20 protein-coding genes are annotated in these 22,541 nt (G+C 70.1%); 11 read left to right on the top strand and 9 right to left on the bottom strand.

Annotation, left to right across the window (positions count from 1 at the left end; all coding sequences use genetic code 11):
- Positions 1-67: 67 nt before the first annotated feature.
- The 4 genes from OG965_RS28040 (at position 68) to OG965_RS28025 (ending at position 3,949) form a co-directional block, all read left to right on the top strand.
- Complete coding sequence (locus OG965_RS28040) at positions 68-1,420, top strand: extracellular solute-binding protein (RefSeq protein ID WP_371654823.1); 1,353 nt, start codon at positions 68-70, stop codon at positions 1,418-1,420.
- A complete protein-coding gene (locus tag OG965_RS28035) occupies positions 1,417-2,274 on the top strand; it encodes a carbohydrate ABC transporter permease (RefSeq protein ID WP_371654822.1) in 858 nt (285 codons plus the stop codon). The genes OG965_RS28040 and OG965_RS28035 overlap by 4 nt, the downstream gene beginning before the upstream one ends.
- Positions 2,275-2,276: 2 nt before the next feature.
- Complete coding sequence (locus tag OG965_RS28030) at positions 2,277-3,155, top strand: carbohydrate ABC transporter permease (RefSeq protein WP_371654821.1); 879 nt, start codon at positions 2,277-2,279, stop codon at positions 3,153-3,155.
- Positions 3,156-3,298: 143 nt separating this feature from the next.
- A complete protein-coding gene (locus tag OG965_RS28025; protein WP_371657083.1) occupies positions 3,299-3,949 on the top strand; it encodes a helix-turn-helix domain-containing protein in 651 nt (216 codons plus the stop codon).
- Positions 3,950-4,006: 57 nt separating this feature from the next.
- Here OG965_RS28025 and OG965_RS28020 read toward each other — a convergent pair whose 3' ends face one another.
- Positions 4,007-5,032: an ATP-dependent 6-phosphofructokinase gene (locus OG965_RS28020; protein WP_371654820.1), complete on the bottom strand. Its 1,026-nt coding sequence runs from the start codon at positions 5,030-5,032 to the stop codon at positions 4,007-4,009.
- A gap of 339 nt (positions 5,033-5,371) precedes the next feature.
- Between OG965_RS28020 and pta the strand changes: the two genes are divergently transcribed.
- The 4 genes from pta to OG965_RS28000 all read left to right on the top strand — a co-directional run bounded on the left by pta (position 5,372) and on the right by OG965_RS28000 (position 11,623).
- A complete protein-coding gene (gene pta / locus OG965_RS28015; RefSeq protein WP_371654819.1) occupies positions 5,372-7,465 on the top strand; it encodes a phosphate acetyltransferase in 2,094 nt (697 codons plus the stop codon).
- Positions 7,462-8,706, top strand: coding sequence for an acetate kinase (locus tag OG965_RS28010; RefSeq protein WP_371654818.1), 1,245 nt, complete (start codon positions 7,462-7,464; stop codon positions 8,704-8,706). Before pta ends, OG965_RS28010 begins: the two co-directional genes overlap by 4 nt.
- 101 nt (positions 8,707-8,807) lie before the next feature.
- Entirely contained in the window at positions 8,808-10,238 is a 1,431-nt protein-coding gene (gene pyk, locus OG965_RS28005) for a pyruvate kinase (RefSeq protein WP_371654817.1), read from the top strand.
- A 161-nt stretch (positions 10,239-10,399) separates the two neighbouring features.
- The gene (locus OG965_RS28000; RefSeq protein WP_371654816.1) at positions 10,400-11,623 is read left to right on the top strand and encodes a D-alanyl-D-alanine carboxypeptidase family protein; all 1,224 of its coding nucleotides are present in this window, start codon (positions 10,400-10,402) and stop codon (positions 11,621-11,623) included.
- An 11-nt stretch (positions 11,624-11,634) separates the two neighbouring features.
- Here OG965_RS28000 and OG965_RS27995 read toward each other — a convergent pair whose 3' ends face one another.
- Both OG965_RS27995 and OG965_RS27990 read right to left on the bottom strand, forming a co-directional pair.
- A complete protein-coding gene (locus tag OG965_RS27995) occupies positions 11,635-12,204 on the bottom strand; it encodes a Uma2 family endonuclease (RefSeq protein WP_371654815.1) in 570 nt (189 codons plus the stop codon).
- A 179-nt stretch (positions 12,205-12,383) separates the two neighbouring features.
- Positions 12,384-12,824: an ATP-binding protein gene (locus OG965_RS27990; protein WP_371654814.1), complete on the bottom strand. Its 441-nt coding sequence runs from the start codon at positions 12,822-12,824 to the stop codon at positions 12,384-12,386.
- Between the two features lie 29 nt (positions 12,825-12,853).
- Between OG965_RS27990 and OG965_RS27985 the strand changes: the two genes are divergently transcribed.
- Positions 12,854-13,723, top strand: a complete 870-nt coding sequence (locus OG965_RS27985) for a helix-turn-helix domain-containing protein (RefSeq protein ID WP_371654813.1) — start codon at positions 12,854-12,856, stop codon at positions 13,721-13,723.
- Entirely contained in the window at positions 13,720-13,941 is a 222-nt protein-coding gene (locus OG965_RS27980) for a DUF397 domain-containing protein (protein WP_371654812.1), read from the top strand. Before OG965_RS27985 ends, OG965_RS27980 begins: the two co-directional genes overlap by 4 nt.
- 937 nt (positions 13,942-14,878) lie before the next feature.
- Here OG965_RS27980 and OG965_RS27975 read toward each other — a convergent pair.
- The 4 genes from OG965_RS27975 to OG965_RS27960 all read right to left on the bottom strand — a co-directional run bounded on the left by OG965_RS27975 (position 14,879) and on the right by OG965_RS27960 (position 19,121).
- Entirely contained in the window at positions 14,879-16,195 is a 1,317-nt protein-coding gene (locus OG965_RS27975) for a hypothetical protein (RefSeq protein WP_371657082.1), read from the bottom strand.
- The gene (locus OG965_RS27970; RefSeq protein ID WP_371654811.1) at positions 16,185-16,739 is read right to left on the bottom strand and encodes a DUF6114 domain-containing protein; all 555 of its coding nucleotides are present in this window, start codon (positions 16,737-16,739) and stop codon (positions 16,185-16,187) included. Before OG965_RS27970 ends, OG965_RS27975 begins: the two co-directional genes overlap by 11 nt.
- Positions 16,740-16,836: 97 nt before the next feature.
- Positions 16,837-17,508 (bottom strand): DUF6230 family protein, encoded by a 672-nt coding sequence (locus tag OG965_RS27965; protein ID WP_371654810.1) that lies wholly within the window; start codon positions 17,506-17,508, stop codon positions 16,837-16,839.
- A gap of 638 nt (positions 17,509-18,146) precedes the next feature.
- The gene (locus tag OG965_RS27960; RefSeq protein WP_371654809.1) at positions 18,147-19,121 is read right to left on the bottom strand and encodes a tetratricopeptide repeat protein; all 975 of its coding nucleotides are present in this window, start codon (positions 19,119-19,121) and stop codon (positions 18,147-18,149) included.
- 276 nt (positions 19,122-19,397) lie between these two features.
- On the opposite strand from OG965_RS27960, the gene OG965_RS27955 reads away from it, so the two are divergent.
- Entirely contained in the window at positions 19,398-20,024 is a 627-nt protein-coding gene (locus tag OG965_RS27955; RefSeq protein WP_371654808.1) for a TetR/AcrR family transcriptional regulator, read from the top strand.
- Positions 20,025-20,401: 377 nt separating this feature from the next.
- Here OG965_RS27955 and OG965_RS27950 read toward each other — a convergent pair whose 3' ends face one another.
- On the bottom strand, positions 20,402-21,385 hold the full coding sequence (locus OG965_RS27950; protein ID WP_371654807.1) for a GDP-mannose 4,6-dehydratase: 984 nt from the start codon (positions 21,383-21,385) through the stop codon (positions 20,402-20,404).
- Entirely contained in the window at positions 21,382-22,530 is a 1,149-nt protein-coding gene (locus tag OG965_RS27945; RefSeq protein ID WP_371654806.1) for a glycosyltransferase, read from the bottom strand. The genes OG965_RS27950 and OG965_RS27945 overlap by 4 nt, the downstream gene beginning before the upstream one ends.
- Between the last annotated feature and the right edge of the window lie 11 nt (positions 22,531-22,541).

Below are 22,541 nucleotides of genomic sequence, written 5' to 3'. Positions count from 1 at the left end.
ATTGACCATGCCCCGGGGCGGCTTTACGTTCACCGGGCAGCCGTTCGTGGCCCGAGGAGGTCGTGCCGTGCGCCCCACCGCCGTTGCCCCGCTGGTCCTCGCCACCGCGCTCGCCGCCGGTTCGCTCGCCGCCTGCGGCGGCTCCGGCGGCGACTCCGCCACCGTCAAGATCGCCTACAACCGCTCCACCGACAGCAAGGTGCGCTTCAAGGACGCCTTCCTGGAGTCGGTGAAGGAGCAGTTCGAGAAGGACCACCCCGGCAAGAAGGTCAAGCTCGTCCCCATCCAGGCCCCGGACAACGACTACGCCACCAAGGCCCAGCAGATGATGCGCTCGGCGAAGACCGCGCCGGACCTGGTCTACGAGGACACCTTCCGCATCAACTCCGACATCAAGGCCGGGTACTTGAGACCACTGGACGACCGGTTGGCCAAGTGGGACGCCTGGAGCCGCTTCGTCCCCACGGCGAAGGCGGCCGCCAAGGCGGAGGACGGCAGGACCTACGGCGTCCCGGACGGCACCGACACCCGGGGCCTGTGGTTCAACAAGCAGCTCTTCGCCAAGGCGGGCCTGCCCGTCGACTGGCAGCCCCGGAACTGGGCGGACATCCTCGACGCGGCCCGTACGGTCAAGAAGAAGGTCCCCGGCGTCATCCCGCTCAACGTCCTGACCGGCAAGGCGGTCGGCGAGGCGGCGGTGATGCAGGGCTTCGAGATGCTGCTGTACGGAACCGGCGAGAACCCGCTGTACGACCCGGCCGCCAAGAAGTGGGTCACCGGCTCGCAGGGCTTCAAGGACGCGCTGGACTTCGTACGGACGGTGTACGGGGAGAAGCTCGGCCCGGACGTCTCCGACGCGCTCGACCCCAATGTGAACACCCGCGTCGCCACCGAGTGGCTGCCCGAGGGCAAGCTCGCGATCGCGCTGGACGGCTCGTGGCTGGGCCAGTTCTGGGGAGCCAAGGGCGCGAAGGAGTGGCCCGACTGGCCGGCCGTGCTCGGGCAGGCCGCGATGCCGACCCAGAACGGGCAGGCGCCCGGCCGGGTCTCCCTCTCCGGCGGCTGGACCTGGGCGATCCCGCAGAAGGCCGGGAACCCGGAGCTGGCCTGGGAGTTCCTCAAGCAGATGCAGACCCCGGCCAACGCGGTGAAGTGGGACGTGGTGGACGCGCAGATCGCGGTGCGCGACGACGTGGCGAAGGACCCCGCGTATCTGAAGTCCATGCCGGGCATCGACTTCTTCACCGGCCTGGTGAAGTACACCCACTACCGCCCGGCGCTGCCGGTCTACCCGCAGGTCTCCTCCGCGATCGGGGAGGCGATGGAGGCGGTGACCACGGGCGACTCGTCGACGGAGAAGGCGGCCAAGGCGTACGACGGGCAGCTGCGGACGATCGCCGAGGGGGCGGTGACCCGGTGAGGGCCCGGCCGGCCCGCTGGCTCCCCCTCGCCCCCGCCACCCTCCTCCTGCTGATCTTCCTCGCCGGACCCATCGGCTACTGCGTCTACATCGCCTTCACCGACATGCAGCTGACCGGCTCGTCCGGCACCAGCTTCGTCGGGTTCGACAACTTCCGGCGGGCGTTCGCCGACCCCGGCTTCCGCAACGCGGTGTGGCTGACGGTGGTGTTCACCGTCCTCTCCTCGATCCTCGGGCAGAACACCCTGGGCCTCGCCCTGGCCGCCCTGATGCGGCGCGCCTCGCGGCCGGTGCGCACGCTCACCGGGACGCTGGTGATCGCGGCCTGGGTGCTGCCGGAGATCGTCGCAGCGTTCCTGCTGTACGCCTTCTTCCGCCGCGAGGGCACCCTCAACGCCATCCTCCACTGGCTCCATCTGCCCACCCAGAACTGGCTGTTCAGCCTCCCCATCCTGGCCGTCTCCTTCGCCAACGTCTGGCGCGGCACCGCCTTCTCCATGCTGATCTACTCGGCCGCGCTCGCCGAGATCCCGCAGGAGATCACCGAGGCGGCAGAGGTGGACGGCGCGAGCGGCCTCCGCCGCCTGTGGCACATCACGCTGCCGATGATCCGCCGCTCCATCGGCACCAATCTGATGCTCAACACCCTCCAGACGCTCTCCGTGTTCGGGCTGATCTGGGCGATGACCCGGGGCGGCCCGGGCCGGCGCAGCCAGACGCTCCCGGTGTTCATGTACGACCAGGCGTTCCTGAAGAGCCTGATCGGGTACGGGACGGCGGTGGCGCTGCTGCTGCTCCTGGTGGGGGCGCTGTTCTCGGTCGTCTATCTGCGGCTGATGAAGGTGGAGGTGTGAGGGTGCCCCGACGCACGGTGCCCGGACGCGTGCCCCGCCCCGTGCCCCGCCGCGGGCCGCGCCGCCGGACCCGGGAGCGGCTGGCCGCCGACGCCGCGCTGCTCGCGGTCGCCGCCGCGTTCGCGCTGCCGCTGCTGTGGCTGCTGCTCTCCTCGCTCGACACGGACGCGGACCTGCGGGTGCGGGTGCCGGGCAACCCCGCCCTGGACAACTTCTCCGCCGTGTGGACCGACGAGATCACCTTCACACCGATGCTCAACAGCCTGGTGCTGTGCGGCGGCGCGACGGTCCTGACGGTGGTGTGCGCGGTGCTCGCCGCGTATCCGCTCTCGCGCTACCGCTCCCGCCTGACCCGCCCCTACTTGCTCACCATCCTCTTCACCACGTGTCTGCCGATCACCGCGGTGATGGTCCCGGTGTACGGGCTCTTCGTGCAGGTCGACCTGATCGACACGGTGTACGGCACGGCCCTGTTCCTGGCCACCGCACAGCTCCCGTTCGCCATCTGGCTGATGAAGAACTTCATGGACGGCGTGCCCAGGGTCCTGGAGGAGGCGGCGTGGACGGACGGGGCGTCGATGCCGCAGACGCTGTGGCGGGTGGTGCTGCCGCTGATGGGTCCCGGCGTGGCGGTGGTGACGATCTACACCTTCATCATGCTGTGGGGGAACTTCTTCGTCCCCTTCATGCTGCTGCTCTCGCCGGACCGGCTGCCCGCCTCGGTCTCGATCTTCACCTTCTTCGGCAACTACGGCTCGGTGGTCTACGGCGAGCTGGCGGCGTTCTCCATCCTCTATTCGACGCCGGTACTGCTGCTCTACGTGGTCATCGCCCAGCGCCTCGGCGGCGGTTTCGCGCTGGGCGGGGCGGTCAAGGGGTAAGGAGAGGTTTGTGATGCACCCGATAAATGGAGCCGTACCTTCCTACGGACTGACAGATTTGGGTGAACACACCGTGGTCAGCCGTCACCCTGTGCATCTACGGTGTGCGCGTGCACCCCACCCCGCCGTTCAACGCCCCCGCCATGCGCCGTCTGCGCGAGGCGCTGGGCATGGCGCCCGGCCATGTCGCCTACGGCCTGTACGCCCAGTACGGGCTGCGGGTCTCCCCCGAGACCGTCTCCTCCTGGGAACGGGGCTTCGAAACGCCCGACGCCCGTGAGCTGACCGCGCTGGCGGGAGTGCTGTGGTGCTCGCCCGGCGATCTGATGGCCGCGGCCGCCACACTCCGCGAGCACCGGATGGCGCGCGGGCTCAGCCCGGAGGACCTGGCCCGGCGCGTGGGACTCGACGCGGGGGCGTACCTCCGGATGGAGGAGGCGGGCCGGTGGCGCGGCAACGAGCGCCAGTCCGAGGCGCTGGCCGAGGCGCTCGGCCTGTCGCTGCGCGAGTACGTCACGGCGACCGGGCAGCACGAGGACCTGGCGGAGCTGCTGCGCAGCGCGGTCACCACGCGCTGGCAGGCGTACGTCCGCCCGGCGTCCAAACTGCTGCCGCTCCCGCGCCACCACCTCCAGGACGTCCTGGAGCAGCTGCACACCGACTACCAGGGCCGGATGGTGTCGACGATGAGCTGGGGGACGAGCGGCTCCACCACCGAGTCGACGGCGGGCGACGCGGGCCGCGAGTTCCTGGACCGGATCGTGGATCACTTCTGGGCGCTGGCGCAGGTGTAGGGGGTGCAGGGGCGCAGCCCCGCCAGGGGGTCCGGGGGCGCAGCCCCCGGGAAACCCTCAGAACACCGACTCCGCCTCGAACATCCGGTCCGCCGGGACCGTCTTCAGCTCGGTGACCGCCGACGCCAGCGGCGCCATCACCACGTCCGTACCCCGCAGCGCCGTCATGTTGCCGAAGTCGCCCCGGTGCACCGCCTCCACCGCGTGCCAGCCGAACCGGGTGGCGAGGACACGGTCGTACGCGGTGGGCACGCCGCCGCGCTGGACGTGGCCGAGGATGACCGGGCGGGCCTCCTTGCCGAGCCGCCGCTCCAGCTCGATGGCCAGCCGGTTGCCGATGCCGGCGAACCGCTCGTGACCGTACTGGTCGATCGCGCCCTTCTCGTACGGCATGGCGCCCTCGGCGGGGTGCGCGCCCTCGGCGACGCAGATCACCGCGAACTTCTTGCCGCGCGCGAAGCGCTCCTCGACCATCTTGACCAGGTCCTCGACCTCGAAGGGCCGCTCGGGCAGACAGATGCCGTGGGCGCCGCCCGCCATGCCGGACTCCAGCGCGATCCAGCCCGCGTGCCGCCCCATGACCTCGACGACCATCACGCGCTGGTGCGACTCGGCGGTGGTCTTCAGCCGGTCGATGGCTTCGGTGGCGACCATGACGGCCGTGTCGAAGCCGAAGGTGCGGTCGGTCGCGGAGATGTCGTTGTCGATGGTCTTCGGCACGCCGACCACCGGCATCCCGGCGTCGGAGAGCATCCGGGCCGCCGTCAGCGTGCCCTCGCCGCCGATCGGGATGAGCGCGTCGATGCCGTAACGGCGGGCCAGCTCCGCGCAGTTCTCGGCGGCCTCGCGCAGCCGGGCGCGCTCCAGGCGGGCCGAGCCGAGGATGGTGCCGCCGCGCGCGAGGATGCCGCTGACCGAGTCCAGGTCGAGCGGGCGGAAGTGGCCGTCGAGCAGGCCCTTGAACCCGTCCTCGAAGCCGATGACCTCGTCGCCGTGGCCGGTCATGGCCCGGTGCACGACCGACCGGATCACTGCGTTCAGGCCGGGGCAGTCGCCGCCCGCGGTGAGGACTCCGATGCGCATCGTGACTCAGTCTCCTGCTCTGTGGTGCCGTGCCCGCCGGCGCGAGGAACCGGGCCGACGTCCCGATTGTCACACGCACCTCACGGCCCCCGCCCTCCCAGCGCCGCCGCGCTGCTCCGGCCGGAGGCCTTTCGCCCCTTGGGTCCGGGACCTTCGTGTCCCTTGGTCCGGGACCTTCGTCCACACCTCCGCCCGGCGGGCGCTCTAACCACCCACAGAGGTATTGTCAAGAGGGCGAGGCTGCCCCGTCGCGATTTTTTTCGCCCGCCGGAGCCGCCCCCCGCAGGCCCCACCCGAGCCGCCCACCAGCTACGACGACACAGACAGGGGAGAGCACGCGTGACGCGCAGCGTGTACGTGACCGGGATCGACCGGGGAGACGGCCGACAGGTCGTCGAGCTGGGAGTCATGGAGCTCCTGACCCGCCAAGTGGACCGGGTGGGCGTCTTCCGTCCCCTCGTGCACGACGGCCCGGACCGCCTCTTCGACCTGCTCCGCGCCCGCTACCGGCTGTCCCAGGACGCCGCGACCGTGTACGGCATGGACTACCACGAGGCCTCCGCGCTCCAGGCCGAGCGCGGCACCGACGAGCTGGTCTCCCAGCTGGTCGAGCGCTTCCACAAGGTCGCCCGCGACTACGAGGTCGTCCTGGTCCTCGGCACCGACTTCGCCGACACCCAGCTCCCCGACGAGCTGGCGCTCAACGCGCGCCTGGCCAACGAGTTCGGCGCGTCCGTGATCCCGGTGGTCGGCGGCAAGGGCCAGCCGGCCGAGTCGGTGCGGGCCGAGGCGCGCAACGCCCACCGCGCCTACGAGGCACTGGGCTGCGACGTGCTCGCGATGGTCGTCAACCGGGTGAACCCGCAGGACCGCGAGGCCATCGCGGAGCGGCTCAAGGCCCGTCTCCCGGTGCCCTGCTACGTACTGCCCGACGAGCCCGCGCTCGCCGCGCCCACCGTCGCCCAGATCACCTCGGCGCTCGGCGGAACGGTGCTGCTCGGCGACGACGCCGGGCTCGCCAGGGACGCGCTCGCCTTCGTCTTCGGCGGCGCGATGCTGCCGAACTTCCTCAACGCCCTGACCCCGGGCTGCCTGGTGGTGACCCCGGGCGACCGCGCCGACCTGGTGGTGGGCTCGCTGGCCGCGCACAGCGCCGGGACGCCCCCGATAGCGGGCATCCTGCTGACCCTGGACGAGCGGCCCGGCGAGGCCATCCTCAAGCTCGCCGACCGGCTCGCGCCCGGCACCCCGGTGGTCGCCGTGACCGGCGGCTCCTTCCCGACGGCCGGTGAACTCTTCGCCCTCGAAGGCAAGCTGAGCGCCTCGACGCCGCGCAAGGCGGAGACCGCGCTCGGCCTCTTCGAGCGGCACACCGACACCGCCGACCTGCTGGCCCGGATGTCGGTGGCCCGCAGCGGCCGCGTCACCCCGATGATGTTCGAGCACGAGCTCATCGAGCAGGCCCGGGCGAACCGCCGCCGGGTCGTGCTCCCCGAGGGCGCCGAGGAGCGCGTGCTGCGCGCCGCCGACGTCCTGCTGCGCCGCGACGTCTGCGAGCTCACCCTGCTCGGCGACGTCGAGGTCATCCGCAAGAAGGCCGCCGACCTCGGCATCGACGTCACCAAGTGCGAGATCATCGACCCGCACACCTCGGAGCTGCGCCAGCGCTTCGCCGAGCGCTACGCCGAGTTGCGCGCGCACAAGGGCGTGACGGTGGAGCTCGCGTACGACGTGGTCGCGGACGTCAACTACTTCGGCACCCTGATGGTCCAGGAGGGCCTGGCCGACGGCATGGTCTCCGGCTCGGTGCACTCCACCGCCGCCACCATCCGCCCCGCCTTCGAGATCATCAAGACCAAGCCGGACGCCTCGATCGTGTCGTCCGTCTTCTTCATGTGCCTCGCCGACAAGGTGCTCGTGTACGGCGACTGCGCGGTCAACCCGGACCCGAACGCCGAGCAGCTGGCCGACATCGCGGTCCAGGCGGCCGCCACCGCCGCCCAGTTCGGCGTGGACCCCCGGATCGCGATGCTCTCGTACTCGACCGGCACCTCCGGCTCGGGCGCCGACGTCGACAAGGTCCGCGAGGCCACCAAGCTGGTCCGCGAGGCACGCGACGACCTGCGGATCGAGGGCCCGATCCAGTACGACGCGGCCGTGGAGCCGTCGGTGGCCGCGACCAAGCTGCCGGGCTCGGAGGTGGCCGGGCAGGCCACCGTCCTGATCTTCCCGGACCTCAACACCGGCAACAACACCTACAAGGCCGTGCAGCGCTCGGCCGGCGCCGTGGCCGTGGGCCCGGTGCTCCAGGGTCTGCGCAAGCCGGTCAACGACCTCTCGCGCGGCGCCCTCGTCCAGGACATCGTCAACACCGTCGCCATCACGGCCATCCAGGCCCAGGCGCAGGCAAAGGGGCAGGAGACCTCCGCATGACCAGCACCGACCCGACTCCGTCGCGCGTCCTCGTACTCAACTCCGGCTCGTCGTCGGTGAAGTACCAGCTGCTCGACATGGCGGACTCAGCGCGTCTCGCGGTGGGCCTGGTCGAGCGGATCGGCGAGGAGACCTCCCGCCTGGTGCACACCCCGCTGACCGGCGGCGACAAGCGCGAGCTGACCGGCCCGATCGCGGACCACGGGGCCGCCCTGAAGGCGGTCTCCGAGGAGCTCGCCAAGGACGGGCTCGGCCTGGACTCGCCGCAGCTCGCCGCGATCGGCCACCGGGTGGTGCACGGCGGGCTGAAGTTCTGCGCGCCGACCGTCATCACCGAGGAGGTCATGGCGGAGATCGAGCGGCTCGTCCCGGTCGCCCCGCTGCACAACCCGGCGAACATCACCGGCATCCGCACCGCGCAGTCCCTGCGCCCGGACCTGCCGCAGGTGGCCGTCTTCGACACCGCGTTCCACACCACGATGCCGGAGCACGCGGCCCGGTACGCGATCGACGTGGAGACCGCCGACGCGCACCGCATCCGCCGCTACGGCTTCCACGGCACCTCGCACGCGTACGTCTCGCGCGAGACCGCCAAGCTGCTCGGCAAGGACCCCTCCGAGGTCAACGTCATCGTGCTGCACCTGGGCAACGGCGCCTCGGCGTCGGCGGTCCGGGGCGGGACGTGCGTGGACACCTCGATGGGGCTCACCCCGCTCGAAGGCCTGGTCATGGGCACCCGCTCGGGCGACATCGACCCGGCGGTGACCTTCCACCTGGAGCGGGTCGCCGGGATGTCCACGGACGAGATCGACACCCTGCTCAACAAGAAGAGCGGTCTGGTCGGGCTCTGCGGCGACAACGACATGCGCGAGATCCGCCGCCGGATCGACGAGGGCGACCAGCGCGCGGCGCTCGCCTTCGACATCTACATCCACCGGCTGAAGAAGTACATCGGCGCCTACTACGCGGTGCTCGGCAAGGTGGACGCCGTCGCCTTCACCGCCGGGGTGGGCGAGAACGCGGCGCCGGTGCGCGAGGCCGCCGTGACGGGTCTGGAGGAGCTGGGGCTCGCGGTCGACGGCGAGCTCAACGCCGTACGGTCCGACGCGCCGCGGCTGATCTCGCCGGAATACGCGCGGGTGGCCGTGGCGGTGGTACCCACGGACGAGGAGCTGGAGATCGCGACGCAGACGTACGCGCTGGTCCGGTCCGGTGACGGCGCGAGCGGTGCGGGCGCCTGAAAAGGACCGGTTCCCGGGCCACGCCTGAGCGCCCCTCCGCCCATTTGTACATTCCACCAGACGGAATATTCCGGAGCGAAACAAACCGATAGGATCGCCTCATGCGCCGTTCCAAAATCGTCTGCACACTGGGCCCCGCCGTCGACTCCTACGAGCAGCTGACTGCTCTGATCGAGGCCGGTATGAACGTGGCCCGCTTCAACTTCAGCCACGGATCCCAGGCAGAGCACCAGGAACGGTACGACCGTGTCCGCAAGGCCGCCGCGGACACCGGTCGCGCGGTGGGCGTGCTCGCCGACCTCCAGGGACCGAAGATCCGCCTGGAGACCTTCGCCGAGGGCCCCGTCGAGCTGGTGCGCGGTGACGAGTTCGTCATCACCACCGAGGACGTCCCGGGCGACAAGTCGATCTGCGGCACCACCTACAAGGGGCTGCCGGGCGACGTCTCCAAGGGCGACCCGATCCTGATCAACGACGGCAACGTCGAGCTCAAGGTGACCTCGGTAGAGGGCCCCCAGGTCAAGACCATCGTCATCGAGGGCGGTGTCATCTCCGACCACAAGGGCATCAACCTGCCCGGCGCGGCGGTGAACGTCCCGGCCCTGTCCGAGAAGGACATCGAGGACCTGCGGTTCGCCCTGCGGATGGGCTGCGACCTGGTCGCCCTCTCCTTCGTCCGGGACGCCGACGACGTCAAGGACGTCCACAAGGTCATGGACGAGGTCGGCCGCCGCGTGCCGGTCATCGCCAAGGTCGAGAAGCCGCAGGCCGTCGAGCACATGGAGGGCGTCGTCATGGCGTTCGACGGTGTGATGGTGGCCCGTGGCGACCTCGCCGTCGAGTATCCGCTGGAGCGGGTCCCGATGGTGCAGAAGCGCCTCATCGAGCTGTGCCGCCGCAACGCCAAGCCGGTGATCGTGGCGACCCAGATGATGGAATCGATGATCACCAACTCGCGCCCGACCCGCGCCGAGGCCTCCGACGTGGCCAACGCCATCCTGGACGGCGCGGACGCGGTCATGCTCTCCGCCGAGTCCTCGGTCGGCGCCTATCCGATCGAGACGGTCAAGACGATGTCCCGCATCGTCGAGGCCGCCGAGGAGGAGCTCCTCTCCAAGGGCCTCCAGCCGCTCGTCCCGGGCAAGAAGCCGCGTACGCAGGGCGGTTCGGTGGCCCGCGCGGCCTGCGAGATCGCGGACTTCCTGGACGGCAAGGCGCTGGTCGCGTTCACCAAGTCGGGTGACACGGCCCGCCGCCTCTCGCGCTACCGCGCGGCCCAGCCGATCCTGGCCTTCACCACGGACGCCGGCACCCGCAACCAGCTGGCGCTGAGCTGGGGCGTCGAGTCCTTCGTCGTCCCGCACGTGGACAACACGGACGCGATGGTCGACCTCGTGGACGCGGAGCTGCTGAAGCTCAAGCGGTACAACGAGGGCGACACGATGGTCATCACGGCGGGCTCGCCCCCCGGCGTCCCCGGCACCACGAACATGGTGCGGGTGCACCACCTGGGTGGCGGCCAGCAGGGCTGACGCGTCCTCAGCAGTACGTGAGGGTAAAGGGCGGCACCACGGATTCCTCCGAGGTGCCGCCCTCGCGTATGGGCAACCGGGGACCGTCGTCCGAAGTCCGTTGCCCAGTCGCGGAGTGCCCGCAACAGGATCTACACATTCCGTGGGGTACGTTCGCGTTCATGCGTGCCCCGATAACTGTGCAGTTCAGCCGCCCGCTGGCCATCGCGGCCCTCACCGCGGCGGCGGTGGTCTCCGGTGTCGCCCCCGCGGCGGCCCACCCAGTGAAGCCGGGCACGCCGTCGCCCGGGAAGCCGAGCCCCGGGGTACCGCGCGCCGGAGCCCCCAAGCAGCCCCCGGCGTCCATGTCCACGCTCGGCGGCGCGCGGTTGGGCCTCCCGGGCCCGCAGACCGGCGAGGGCGCCCCCGCGCTGCCCGCGGGCCTGTCCGCCCTCGCCTGGATGGTCGCGGACGCGGACACCGGCCAGGTCCTTGCCGCCAGCAACGCCCACTGGCCGCTGCCGCCCGCCTCCACCCTGAAGATGCTCTTCGCGGACACGGTGCTGCCCGTGGTGCCGGGCACGGCGAGCCACAAGGTGGAGCCGGCGGAGCTCACCGGCATGGGCGACGGCAGCAGCGCGGTGGGCATCGTCCCGGGCCAGACATATCTGGGCGCGGACCTGTGGCGGGGCGTGTTCCTGCGCTCGGGCAACGACGCGGTGCACGTGCTGGCGTCGATGAACGGCGGCGTACCGAAGACCGTGACGGACATGCAGGCGAAGGCGGACGCGCTGGGCGCGAAGGACACCCACGTCCGCAGCCCCGACGGCTACGACGCGGAGGGCCAGGTGTCGTCCGCGTACGACTTGTCCTTGTTCCTCCGCTCGGGCCTGAAGAACAAGGACTTCAAGGAGTACTGCGCGACGGCGGACGCGAAGTTCCCGGGCGGCCCGAACACCAAGGGCAAGCCGTTCGGCATCTCCAACACCAACCGCATGCTGTCCGGCATCGGCGGCGTGGCCAAGTACCCCGGCCTGATCGGCGGCAAGAACGGCTACACGACCCACGCGGGCAACACCCTCGCGGAGGCCGCCACCCGCGACGGCCACACCATCCTGGTGACGGTGATGAACCCCCAGGAGAACAAGCACGACAAGGTCTACACGGAGACGCGCGCGCTGCTGGACTGGGGGTTCGCGGCGGTCGGCAAGGCAAAGCCGGTGGGCACGCTGGACGCGCCGAAGCCGACCACCCCGTCCCAGCCGAAGGGCACGGCGGCGGCGACCACGGACTCGTCCGGGATGGGCGTCCTGGGCTGGACGGGGCTGGGCGCGGGAGCGGCGGTCGCGGCGGGGGTGGCTTATGTGGTGCTGAAGAGGCGGCCGGTTAAGCGGAGGCGCGTCTAGGGGGCCGGGCACTACTGCCGGGCGAGCCCGGCAGGGTCGATCTCAAGGAGGAACGGCGCCTCGATCCGGGTGACGACCCCGGGGAGCGCGATGGTGGTCTCGGTGTACCGGCCGGCATCGAGCTCGCTGACGATCAGCCGGGGGGCCGGGTCGAATTCCAGGCGCCAGTAGTGCGGGATCGCGGCCTCCGCGTACAGCAGCGGCTTGAGTTTGCGGTCCATGGTCTTGTTGCCGGGTGAGACCAGCTCGATGACGAGCTGGACCGCTTCCGCGTCGATGCTGACGGCGTCCTCGATGGTCGCGCCCTGGTCGGCGACGACGATGTCGGGGACCACGAGGCCGCTGGGCAGGGTGACGTTGATGGCTTCGAGGACCTCGACCGGTGCGCCGGAAGCGTGAGCCGCAGCCTCCAGGAGGTTCGCGAGCCGGCGGCTGGCCCTCTGGTGGCGCAGCCCGGGGGCGGGAGACATCACGAGCGACTCCCCGACCAGTTCGTAGCGCACTTTGCGGTCTTCGGGCAGGGCCAGGACGTCGACGACGGTCCAGGGCCCGTTGTGGTGCGTAAAGCTGGCAACACTCATTCCTTCCTCCTCCTCGCGTGGCACTGACCAGTGTGGCCTGCCAGGCGGCTGCTGTCTTGGGGCGGTCCCGACTGCCGGGTCGAGGCCCTGTTCAGCCGTCTTGACGGCTGCGGGTGCGCCGGCGGCGCAGGTCGTCCAGGGTAGCGGCCGTCGGGAAGCTGCCACAGGATCCAGCCGTCTCACCGATCCTCGACATCGAAGCCCCACCCGAGCGCGACGACGGCCCAGACCGTCTTGCCGTACGGACGGGAGGCGACGCCCCACGCGAGGGCAAGAGCCTCGACGAGCACCAAGCCTCGGCCACTCTCGGCATCGTTGTCCGGGAGGCACGGATGCGGCTGCGGGTGCTGGTCGGCGCAAGCGTCGGATACCTCGCCCCGGACGGTGGCTGGGCGATCGGGATGTACCGCGACATGGAGAAGGAAGTCCTGGCTGGAGGCGCTGCCGTGGGCGACCGCGTTGGCCGCGAGTTCGGCTACGACGAGCGTGGCTGCGTCGGTCGAGTATCCCCAGGTGGCCAGGTGCTGGGTAGCGCTGGCACGGGCGAGGTGAGCGCCTCTGCGCGTGGAGGTGAAGAGTCGGGTGAACTCCTCTTCGCGGTGGGGGGTTTGCTCTGGCATGGCGACCTCGGAGGGCGCTTACGGTTCCCTTGCCTCGCTCACGGTACGCACTCCAGCCGACTGTCCGACAGCGGCGCCTGGGTTCTGAACTGCGACGACTGCGGGATGAGAGCAAGGTGACCGCCGAGCAGGTGGCCGAGCGGCTCGACTGCCACATCTCGAAGATCAGCCGCATCGAACTGGGCCAGTCCCCCATAAAGCGCCTAGATCTGGAGGCGATGCTCGACCTGTACGGACTCCAGGACGAACAGCGCCGAGCCGCGCTGATCAAACTCTCTCGCAGCGCCAAGACCCAAGGCTGGTGGCAGTCCTACACAGGCGTGATTCCACCGGCGTACGCGGACTTCATCGGCCTGGAAGCGGACGCGGCCCGACTGAACAGCTTCCAGACCATCCTGGTTCCCGGCCTGCTTCAGACTCCGGATTACGCACGCGCGGTCATCACGGAGGCCTGGGACACAGAGGGACCGGAGCAGGTGGAGCGCCTCGTCGAGGTCCGCACGCTCCGCCAGGAGTTGATCACCCGGGACGAACCGGTCGGCTTGAAGGTCATCCTGTGCGAGGCGGTCCTCCAACAGCGCATCGGCAGCCAGAAGACCATGGAGGCACAGCTGAACCGCTTGGTCGAGGTCGCCCGCAAGCCCAACGTCACTCTGCAAGTACTCCCGAACGCCGCCGGCGCGCACCCTGGCCTCAACGGCCCCTTCACCATCCTCGGCTTCGCCGGCGATGACGATCCGGACGTGGTGCTCACGGAGAACCTCACGAGTAGCCTCTACTTCGAGGACAAGCGCGAACTACGCCGCTACCAGTGGGCCTTCAACCAACTCACAGCGATCGCGGCCTCACCTCGCGCCTCCGTGACCCTGCTCAAGAAGGCGGCAAAGGAACTCTCATGACGACGCACGTCCCCAACGCCGAGACCCTGCGGGCCCGATGGGTCACTTCCTCGTACAGCGGCGGGGGCAACGACTGCGTCCAAGCCGCCACACTCGACGACGGCCGCTTCGCGGTACGCGACTCGAAGCGGCCGACCGGACCGGCTCTGCTGTTCGCGGCTGGGGGTTGGGGCGCGTTTCTCACTGGTATACGGGCGGAACACCGCAGCCACAGGTGAGGGCCAGCCCTGGCTGTCCCCTTCGAGCGAGAGCTTTCGGGACCAACAACGCGCCACAGGGTACGGGGTACGGGCGACAGTCGTTCCCAGGTACCTCCACAGTTGGCACAGGGATGACGTCCGACCGGAATTGACCTGGTCGACGTGGGCAGCCCCGCATAGTTGAAGCTGTAAACGGGCCCGCGCCCGGCCATCGACCGTGCCCCACTCATCCGGGAACCGCGGAAGCCCACGGCCGGACGCATCGACGTTCGGCGCCATCCCCAAATTCCGACGTCGGCCTCCAAAACCACAACCAAATCTCGGAGACCGACCCCTGTCGCGGGCACTGGCCGCGTCGGACTCAGCGGCCGTGGCAGCCGAGTTGGCGCTGGCGGCGTCCTTCTCGGCGTCTGTGGCGTCACGGTCTGCCTGAACTGCGGCCTTGCTCGCGTCATTCGCGGCCATACCCGCATACAGTGCGTCGGTGCCAGCCTGCACGGCATAGTTCTGGGCCTTGTCATCGGCCTTCTTAGCGGCTTTGGCCGCCGTATCGGCTTCCGCTGCCGATACGCGGGCAGCTGCCGCCGCCACTGCCCTAGCCGCATCGGCTGCTGCTGTCGCTGCTGCCTGGGCTGCGATCTTGGCATCTCCAACAGCCTTCTCCGCAAGAGCCTTGGCATCTGCAGCGGCCTTCGCAGCCTCCTTGCTCTTGGCCTCGGCTGCCGATGCCTGCTGTTCGGCCAGCGTCTTGGAACTCTGGCCGACGAGGACGGCAAAGGCGGCCGAGGCATCGAGGTCCTGGTAAGGGGATCCGACCGAAATCGCCTCGTCGGCTGCCTTTTGAGCCAGTTGTGAACTTCTCCCTGGCCATCAAACAGCCGTGGGCCCACACCGGCCATCGGTGTGGGCCCACTGCCTAACTGCGGCTCCCGGAAGGGATCTTGAGACGGTGCAGCTACTCGGGGCTGCCGTCCGTGTAGTAGTTCTGCAGACCCGGGACCGTCAGCGTGCCGCCGAACTGGCCCGCCTGATGGACCGTCGCATTCGTGAAGAACACGTACGGGATGTTCAGGGGCGGCGGGGTCTGCGGGCTGAACGTGATCGGGATGAGGCCGAAGAGGTTGCCCTTCAGCTCCTCCGTGTACATCGTCACCGTGCCGTTGCGGATCTCCGACGTCGAGCCCGCGCGCGCCTTGACGTGGGCGGTGGTCGGCTTGCCGTTCACCTCCGGGCCGTACACCAGCTGGTGCAGGTTGTCGATGTCCACCGTCTTCGCCGTGAACTTCAGGACCTTCTTGACCTTGCCGCTGCCCGTCTTGACCTCAACGATGCCCTCGTAGTTCAGGCCGCCGAGGGTCAGCTTGGAAGTCTTCAGGATCCACGGCTGGTCCGGCAGCAGCGGGACGTCCGCGGCCAGCTTGGCGTTGGCCAGGGCCTTCGGGTCCGCCGTGGGGCACGGGAAGGGCTGCTTGGCGCCGTCGGGGACGTTGGTGTCCTTCTTGGCGTCCAGGCCCTTCGCGTTGTCCGCCAGGTCCTCGACCTTCTGGCCCGCCTGCTTGGCCGCGTCACGGATCGCGTCGGCCGTCTTGTCCACGGGCTTCGTGGCCGACTTCGTCGCCGTCTTGCTCGGCGTCGTCTTCGGTGTCGGAGCCTTGGTGGTCGGCTTCGCCGTCGGCGTGGACGTCGCGGTCGAGGACGGCTTCGGGGTCACCGGTGTCGACGACTTGCTCGGGTTCACGCCCAGGATGTCGCCCAGTACGTCCCCCAGGCCCAACGGGTCCAGCGGGTTCGTGGACTTGGTGGGTGCCGGTGCCGGAGGCGTCGTGGACGGCTTCGTCGTGGGCGCCTGCGTGGAGGTCTTCCCCGAGGAGCCGGACTGCTGCTGCGCCTTGTCCGCCGACGGAATGGTCGTCGGGGTCGGCTCCTTGGCCTTGTCCGAGGACGAGGGAGAAGCAGAAGACGACGGGCTCGGCGTCGGCGTGGTCGACTTGCTCGACGACGGGCTGGGCGACTCGCTCGGCTGGTCGGAGCGCGTCACACAGGGGCCCGGCGCGAACGGGATGTCCGTCTTGTCGTCCGCCATCGCCAACTTGGGCGTGAGGCTCATCCCGACGAACATGGCCGTCGGCATGGCGGCCAGCGCCATCGCCTTCCCCGCGGGCATGTGCAGCTTGGTCAGCAGCGACTTCCTCGGAGCCGCGTGGCGCGGCCCGCCTCTCTCACGGGAGTCGCCGCCTCCGGTCGAGTCCAGCCGCGTCTCGTCACCCCGCACTGTTCCTCCCGCCATTGGCGTCGACTGTCGTTTCGGTGATGGCGGTTCCGTGCCCCTCCTCGCGCGGGCCGGGGACGCTTCCCTCTTCCGGGAGTGCGTCCGGCTCATCGCCCGAGGGCTCGGCGGCCTTGCCGCGGAGATCACGCCGTTTGGGCTTTGCGGGCACCCACGCAACTGCGAGCGCCCCGCCGAACAGAGCAAACAGGAAGCCGATGACGAAGCCGCCGAAGTTCGCGACGGGCAGGGAGATCAGCGCCAGCAGGATGGACGCGATACCGGCGAACACCCGGACAATGTGGTGGAACCACATCGTCACGCCCAGCGTCACCAGAAGTACGCCGATGATCAGCGAACCCGCCCCGGCCGTGGTCGACATGGCCAGCGTGATGTTGCCCAGGTGCATGTTGGCGTACGGGAAGTACATGATGGGCACGCCGCCCGCGATGGTGAACAGCCCTGCCCAGAACGGCCGGCTGCCCCGCCAGGCCCGGTAACGAAGCCGCCAGTAGGTGAACCCTCGGGAACCTGTGGTCTCGGCGCTCATGGAAAACAGCTCCCTGGTACCGCTGTTGCTGTAAGAAGAAAGAGTTTCCCGGCGGCCGAGAGAGCCATACTCCGTCGGCCACCGGGTGAGGTGCCTGCTAGTGCTTCAACTCGCACTCGTTGGAGCCACCGGACAGCCGCAGCTTGAGGCCATTGAGCTTGAAGCTGGCCGCTGTGGTTGCCCACGCACGCTGCTGCACCTTGTCCAGAACGACCTCCTTGGCGCGCTGCGCGAAGCCGTACTGGCTGGGGCTCTCGCCCGGCGTGCCCTTCTTGCCGGGCTGGATCTCGACGCGTTCGTCGCCCGTGCCCTGACCCTCGCCCGCCGCGACACCGATGTCGATGTTCTTGAACGTCGCGTCGGTGTCGAGCTGGGTCACATCAAGGTAGATGTTGTCCGCTACGACGGGCTTGCCCGCCTCCGTGCCCGCCTCGATCTTCATCGTGACGGCCTTGCCGATGCCCGGGATATCGAACGGGAGCGGCGTCACAACGGACTGGCACATGTTGGTGATCTCGGCGTGGTTGAAGCCGGACACGACCACTGGGTGGTTCTTGCCCGCGCCGCTGTCGATCGACCCGTACTGAAGCATGTTGTGGCCGACCAGCTGGTCCGCCGTGACCTTGAAGTCGACCCCGGACACACTGAACGACGCCGCCAGCGCACCCTGGGCGAGCCCGATGCCTATCGCCGCCGTGGCAGCCACGCTGGGCACCATGACCAGCGCGAACCGCTTCCATCTGGTCCCGCCACGAACTTGGGACTCCATGACTTTCCTCCTTCTCGGACGTACATCTCCGGGACGGACCCTCGCAGGCTGTCCAGGGATGGGAGAAGTGCTACGCCCTCGGGAAGGAGCGCCCGAGTCTCAGGCGCGTACCGCGTCCGAATCACCGGCGATCACCCCCGAGCGACAACCACTGGTCGCGCCTGACGCGTATCACGCACAACCTGCTGGACAGGCCCCGCCGATGAGCGGAGACCCCCCTGTCCACAGTCGACGGCAGGGCCGTCGACCGGCTCGGTGGGGACCCAGGAAACGCCCAGCCCCGAGTGGCTGTCGGGCTGGTTCGTTATTGGACCGAGCGTGGCCGATCGTGGTCCATTCGGAGGAGGGGCGCAAGGGGGTTCGTTACTTGCCAGTAACGGAGGGATAACCGTGGCGCGACAGCCCGGCATCGGGCCGCCACACTTGGTACCCCCAAGTCACTGGACAGAAGGGGATTTAGACGTCTCAATACGGACGTAAGAAGCGGTTCAATTTACTGCCAGTAACAGCGACCGCGTTTACCAAGTTTTGGTAAAGCGCGGTCGCCGCTTGTCTCCGTGTCGCCAAATCGTCAGCGGTGCACATGCACGCGATGACAGCTCAGCGGCCCTGGAGCGGCCCGCACTCGGGCCCCTGGTTCAGTAAAGAACTCGCGCCAGCGCGCTCCGCGCCTTGGTCACCCGCGGGTCGTCGGAACCGACCACTTCGAAGAGTTCGAGCAGGCGCATCCGCGCCGCGTCGCGGTCGTCGCCCGAGGTGACCCGGGCGGCCTCGACGAGCCGGCCGAACGCGTCCTCGACGTGTCCGCCCACCAGGTCCAGATCCGCCGCGGCGATCTGGGCGGTGACGTCCGCCGGCTTCTCCGCCGCGTCCTTGCGGACCTGCTGCGGGTCCATGTCCTGGACGCGCCGCAGCAGTTCGGCCTGGGCGAGGCCGAGCTTGGCCTCGGGGTGGCCGGGGTCGTCGGCGAGCACGTTCTTGTACGCCTGGACCGCGCCGGCCAGGTCGCCGGAGTCCAGGGCCGTCACGGCCGCTTCGAGCAGGGCGTCATAAGGACCGGCCGCGACCGCGGCGGGGGCCTGCGCGGAGTCCTCGTTCGCGTCCGCGTCGACGGCGATGCCGGTGAGACCGAAGCGCTCCTCGGCGACCTGGATCAGCTGGTCGAGGGTCTCGCGGATCTGCGCCTCGGGGGCCGCGCCCTGGAACAGGGGCAGCGCCTGCCCGGCGACCACCGCGAAGACCGCCGGGATCCCCTGGATCCCGAACTGCTGCATCAGCATCTGGTTGGCGTCGACATCGATCTTGGCCAGAAGGAAGCGGCCGCTGTACTCCACCGCGAGGCGCTCAAGCAGCGGGCCGAGCTGCTTGCACGGCTCGCACCACTCGGCCCAGAAGTCGATGACGACCGGCACCTCGGCCGAACGCTGGATGATGTCGCGCTCGAATCCGGCCTCGTCGACATCGATCACGAGGGCCGACGGCGGTACGGCCGCGCCCCCGCCCTGGCGGGCGGCCTCGACTCGGGCCTGCTCCGCCTTGGCCTTGGCCTCACCGGCCGCCTTCACCGCGGCGAGGTCGACGACGCCGCTCATGGACATGTTCCTAGGCTGCATGCGTACATCCTCCCCCTTCCGCGCGCGTGTGTGGTCAACCGGTGGCAGGATCCCGGCGCACCCGGGTCCCCACCCGGCGCCTGCGGCCCTGCGTGCGCAGCTGCGTCCGCTGCTGCGTCTCCTGTTGTTTTGTCACTGCTTCGTGGTCGTCGCTCAAAGGCCGCTGGAGCCTTTCGCTACGAGTCGTAGCGTAACTGGAGTCGGTACGGGACGGCCCCGAACGCGCCGTGATCTCTCCCACAGCGCATTCCTTACCGGCCGGTATGGTCGTACGTCATGTGTTCCGAATCCAGCCCCGGCAGAACCGCGCGCCCCGGCCGCCCCCGCAGCCCCGAGGCGGACGCGGCGATCCTGCTGGCGACCCGGCAGGCGCTGGTCGAGCTGGGCTGGTCGAAACTGACGATGGGGGATGTGGCGACCCGCGCGGGCGTCGCCAAGACGACGTTGTACCGGCGCTGGGCGGGCAAGAACGAGCTGGTCGTGGACGCGGTGGCGGTCCTCTTCGACGAGCTCGAACTCCCCGACCTCGGCAGCCTCGCGGCGGACGTGGAGGGCGTGGTGCTCCAGTTCGCGTCCATCCTGGAGCGCCCCGAGACCCAGACGGCCCTGATGGCCGTGGTCGCCGAATCCACCCGCGACGACGCCCTGCGCGGCCGGATCCGCTCGGCGATCGTGGACCGCCAGAAACGGCTCGTACTGATCGGCCGCGAGCGGGCGCAGGTGCGGGGGGAACTCCCGTACGAGGACGACCCGGCGACCTCCGCGCGCCATGCCGACCTCATCTTCGATGTGGTGGCGGGGGCGGTGGTGCATCGGGCGCTGGTGAGCGCGGAGCCGGTGGATCGGGAGTGGGCGCGGGAGTTCACGCTGCTGATCTGCACGGGCTTGCAGGCGACGGCCTGATCCCACCCTCGGTGGCTACGCCCCCGAACCCCTGTTCACCTGCGGGCCGGTGGGGGCTGGTCGCGCAGTTCCCCGCGCCCCTTTTCGGCCCGGTGTTCGTCTGCGGGTCGGCTGTGGTTGCTCGCGCAGTTCCCCGCGCCCCTTAGGTAACTCCAGCCGCTCCGGTGTACGAGGAGCGGGGCCCGGGAAAATTCAGCCCCTCCGGCGTTTGAGGAGCGGGGTCCGGGGCGGAGCCCCGAAGCGGGGTGCAGGGGCCGCAGGCCCCGCCAGGGGGTCCGGGGGCGTAGCCCCCGGGAAACCCACCTCCACCCCCACCCACCCCCGGAGGCCACGCGGCGGAGCCGCAAATGTCTCAGCGGGAACGGGCGGGGTGGGGGTCACACCGCGTACCCGCCCCCAAACGCCCCCAGATTCGCCTCCACCCACTCGGACGTCCGCTTCAGCCCCTCCCCCAGGGACACCTCCGGCTCCCACCCCGCCCACTCCCGCGCCCGCGAGTTGTCGGACAGCAGGCGTTCCACCTCGCTGCCCGAGGGCCGCAGCCGCGCCGGGTCGACCACGATCCGCGCGGACCGGCCGGACGCCGCGATGAGGGACTCCGCCAGGTCCCCGATCGAGATCTCCCGGCCCGACCCCAGGTTCACCACCTCCCCCACCGCCCGGTCGCACGACGCCACCGCCAGGAACCCCCGCGCGGTGTCCGTCACGTACGTGAAGTCACGCGTCGGAGTGAGCGAGCCGAGCCGGATCTCCTTCACCCCCGCGTGGAGTTGGGACAGGATCGTCGGGATCACCGCCCGCGCCGACTGCCGGGGGCCGTACGTGTTGAACGGCCGCACCACCGTCACCGGCAGCTCGAAGGCGTGCCAGTGGGACAGCGCCATCATGTCCGCGCCTATCTTCGACGCGGAGTACGGCGACTGCGGCTGGAGCGGGTGGTCCTCCGCGATCGGCACCGTCCGCGCCGTCCCGTACACCTCACTCGTCGAGGTGTGCACAAGCCGCCGCACCGAGTGCCGGCGGCAGGCCTCCGCGATGTTCTCCGTGCCGACGACGTTCGTCTGGACGTACGCGCCCGGCGAGTCGTAGCTGTACGGGATGCCGATCAGCGCGGCGAGGTGGAAGACGGTGTCGCATCCGGCGACCGCGTCCGAGACCCGCCCGGCGTCGCGCACGTCGCCCGCGATCATCTCGACCGCCGGGTGGTCGAGCAGATGCGCGAGGTAGCCCTTCTCCGCGTACGGCTTGTAGTGCACCAACGCCCGCACCCGCGCGCCCTGTTCGACCAGCAGGTCGACGAGGGTCGAGCCGATGAAGCCCTCGGCTCCGGTGACCAGGACGGTCCGGTTGTTCCAGCTCATACTGCGTGCTCCTTCATGGAAGAAATCGTCGTGTGTGCGGCCAGTTCGAGCACCCGCGCCGCCAGCAGCTCCGCCGCCCGCGCATGGCACCCGGGATCCGCCGCCCCCGCCATCGCGGCGAGCCGCGCCGGGTCGGCGAGCAGCGGCTCGACGAGCTCGGCCAGCCGGTCGGCGGTGGTCTCGGCGTCCGGGAGCAGCAGCCCCGCCCCGGCGTCCGAGAGCACCCGCGCGTTGTGCGTCTGGTGGTCGCCGGGCGCGTGCGGATACGGGACGAGGACCGCCGGTACGCCCGTGCTGGCCAGTTCCGCGACCGTCGCCGAACCGGCCCGGCACACCACCAGATCGGCGGCCGCGTACGCGAGGTCCATCCGGTCGAGGTACGGCACGGCCCGCGCGCCCCACAGCCCGGTCAGCCGCCGCCGGGTCTCGTCGAGCGCCGCGGGACCGGTCTTGATCAGCAGGTGGACGTCGTCGCGCCCCTGCCAGCGCCGGGCCAGTCCGACCGCCGCCTCGGTGAGCCGGGCCGCGCCCAGACTGCCGCCGTTGACGAGCACGAGCCGCGCCCCGGGCGGCACGTCCAGCGCCCGCCGGGCCTCGGCCCGCAGCGACGGCCGGTCGAGCCGGGCCAGCGCCGAGGAGATCGGCATCCCGGTGGTGACGGCGTCGGCGCCGCCCGCCAGGTGCGCCCGGCTGCGGTCGAAGGCGACCGCGATGTTCCGGGTGAGCCGGGCCGCGAACTGGTTGGCCCGGCCCGGCACCGCGTTGGACTCGTGGATCAGGCTGGGCAGTCCGGCGAGTCTGGCGCCGACGATGACGGGCGCGCTGGGATAGCCGCCCATCCCCACGGCGACCTGCGCGCCCTGCGCCCGCAGGATCGCCCGGCACTGCGCGCCGGACTTCAGCAGCGCGGCGGGCAGCAGATAGCGGCGGGCGCCGAGCGCCGGGTCGAAGGGGATCATGTCGACGGTGTGCAGCCGGTACCCGGCGGCGGGGATGAGCTCGCCCTCCAGGCCCCGCTCCGTACCGACGAAAGAGATCACCGCGTCCGGGACGGCCCGGCGCAGCGCCTCGGCGAGCGCGAGCCCGGGGTAGATGTGGCCGCCGGTGCCGCCCGCACCGATCACGACAGAGAGTGGTGTGCGCATGCCCCGAAGGT

This window comes from Streptomyces sp. NBC_00224 (assembly GCF_041435195.1).
Taxonomy (GTDB): Bacteria; Actinomycetota; Actinomycetes; order Streptomycetales; family Streptomycetaceae; genus Streptomyces.
The sequence above is the reverse complement of the archived record's forward strand: the minus strand, read 5'-3'. Positions and strand labels throughout refer to the sequence as shown.